This is a genomic window from Sporolactobacillus vineae DSM 21990 = SL153, assembly GCF_000377985.1.
GTDB classification, from domain to species: Bacteria; Bacillota; Bacilli; order Bacillales; family Sporolactobacillaceae; genus Sporolactobacillus; species Sporolactobacillus vineae.
In genome coordinates this window covers 1-2332 of record NZ_KB899080.1, presented here as the reverse complement: position 1 = coordinate 2332, position 2332 = coordinate 1, and the positions used below count along the sequence as shown (strand labels likewise).

Annotated in this window: 3 protein-coding genes and 1 pseudogene; all 4 read left to right on the top strand. The window is 46.1% G+C overall.

Annotation, left to right across the window (positions count from 1 at the left end):
• Positions 1–82 precede the first annotated feature (82 nt).
• The 4 genes and pseudogenes from D889_RS0114725 to D889_RS15160 all read left to right on the top strand — a co-directional run bounded on the left by D889_RS0114725 (position 83) and on the right by D889_RS15160 (position 2263).
• Positions 83–334: a hypothetical protein gene (locus D889_RS0114725; RefSeq protein WP_010632956.1), complete on the top strand. Its 252-nt coding sequence runs from the start codon at positions 83–85 to the stop codon at positions 332–334.
• Positions 324–515, top strand: coding sequence for a hypothetical protein (locus tag D889_RS0114720; RefSeq protein ID WP_010632957.1), 192 nt, complete (start codon positions 324–326; stop codon positions 513–515). Before D889_RS0114725 ends, D889_RS0114720 begins: the two co-directional genes overlap by 11 nt.
• A gap of 304 nt (positions 516–819) precedes the next feature.
• Positions 820–1650, top strand: a pseudogene (locus tag D889_RS0114715) (MFS transporter); the annotation flags it as partial.
• A 28-nt stretch (positions 1651–1678) separates the two neighbouring features.
• Entirely contained in the window at positions 1679–2263 is a 585-nt protein-coding gene (locus D889_RS15160; RefSeq protein WP_018962467.1) for a four-carbon acid sugar kinase family protein, read from the top strand.
• Positions 2264–2332 lie beyond the last annotated feature (69 nt).

The following is a 2332-nucleotide window of genomic DNA, read 5'->3' as shown; positions in this document are numbered from 1 at the left end:
CTGCCAATCTCCTATAAACTAAAATTAATCTCCATCTGAATTCCATTCAGATGGAGATTAATTTATTCAAGGTGTCCATTATTTGACGCTTACTTATCAGATGAACGGGCTCACTGAAAAAAAAACACAGGCCTATATCCATCATCAGCTCAAGGTGGCTGAAACGCCCCATGAAATCTTCTCCGAAGAGGCTGTTCAAGCTATTTATCAGTTCAGTCAGGGCATTCCACGAAAAATCAATACCTTGTGCAGTCAAAGCCTGATGGATGCCTTGATTCAGGGACATAAAATAGTAGGTGAATCGCATATCCAGAGGGCGATCAATGAGCTCTGAAAAAGAACGTGTGCAGAAGAGGGACTCCGAGATAGAGGAAACCATCGGTATCCTCGAGACAGAAATGGAAGGGTTAATCGACGAGATTAACGAGTTAAGGAAGCAACGGAATACGCTCATCAAAGTGAATGCTTTTCTGAGAGATGAGCTGAAAGAGATCCTTGATCGGCTCTCTTTTTGAATCACAAAAGATGGATTCATCCCATCACGTTTGTTTGTATGGCAAAGATGTGCGTATCGACTTCCCTTCAGATGGTTTACCCATCCCGAAGGGAAGCTTTTTTAGTTGATCGTGTCTTTTTATGGTTTCCCCCTAAAATTCCCAGGTGAAAAAAATCCTGTGTGAATGAACCGACGGGCAAGCCGGCTGAAACAAACGCCAGTAGCACTGCGGATGGCCGTTGCAGAGGAGCCACGCCACTGCCGCTGGCCGTTCAACCGACATCGAATGAGACTGCGGACAGCATGTTGACGGCGGTGGCCCGCTCGGAACGGCTTTTGGTGGCATTTTGGTGACCGGACTTATTATATGGCTGGGAACGTGGAGATTCGCTTTTGCTGCTGTGGGTATCCTGACTGTGATCATTGGTATTGTGGCCTGGTTGTTTGTCCGTGACCGGCCATCAGAGCATCCCTGGATTTCGCGTGAAGAACTCGATTATCTCAATCAAGGAAATAGTGAAGCACAGGGAGAAAATGATTCGAAGGGATCGGCACTCCAGTATTTTAAACATCTGAGTCCTTGGATGCTTCTTCTGGCGTTTTTCGGTTATGATGCTGTTCTTTTCGGCTTAATGACATGGGCACCTACCTACGTGAGTAAAGTGCAGCATGTCTCTTTTGGAATGACTGGTGTCTGGACGTTCGTCATCTTCGGTTCGGGCTTCGTTGGGGAACTCTTTTCCGGGCAACTTGCGGACCGATTAATGCGTTTTGGAATCTCTACAAATGTAGTGATGCGGTCAATGCTTGGCTTTGCAGGATTAGGGGTAGCCGGGGCTATATTATGCGTCAGCCAGGTTTCGAGTTCGACTCAGGCGATTCTGCTGATTAGTCTGGCCAACTTCTTCCTGCGCTGGGGTGGATTATATTGGAGCGTTCCTGCAAGACTTGCACTGAAGAAACACGTTGGTCAACTTACAGGAGCGATGAATTTCTCTGGTAATGTTGCGGGAATTCTTACTCCGATATTAGTAGGAGTGATCGTTCAGGAAACATTAAGCTTCACAGGAGTATTTACGATGTTTGCGATTGCCGGCGGCATTATGGCACTCGGTTCCATAATCATCAACTATTCTAGGAAATTGACCGCATAATTATCATTGAACGTGGGGGGCCGATATTATGGAAGGGAATCCAATTTTACTCAGCTTCTATGGGGCCGACTTTACAGGCTCCACGGATGCCATGGAATCGTTAACGATTCATGGGCTACCGACTGTGCTTTTTCTCGATGTACCTGATCCGTCCCTATTGAAGGAGCGTTTTTTCTATGCAAAATGTATTGGCGTTGCCGGAAATAGCCGATCAATGACACCTGTGCAAATGGAACAGGAACTCTATCCGATTTTCTCCAAACTGAAAGCATTAGGTAGCGATTTTGTCCATTACAAAGTGTGCTCAACCTTTGATTCTTCATCGTTGATCGGGAATATTGCCACTGTGCAACAGCTGGCTCAAAAAGTGTTCAAGCGGCTGGCATGGATTCCTGTTTTCGCTGCAGCACCTGATCTGAAACGCTATACAGTATTTGGAAATCATTTTGCGACAATGGATCATGAAACCTATCGTCTAGATCGACACCCAACGATGTCCCGGCATCCCATCACCCCGATGGATGAGGCTGATTTACGAACGGTGCTCAAGAATCAGGGTGCAGAAGGTTTGATCGAATTGATCAGTGGTAAGCGTCAAATAATGGACACCTAGGATCGTCATCCGGATCATGGGATAATACATTCATCAAAGATAGATGGAGATGAATCTCATGACCTTGAA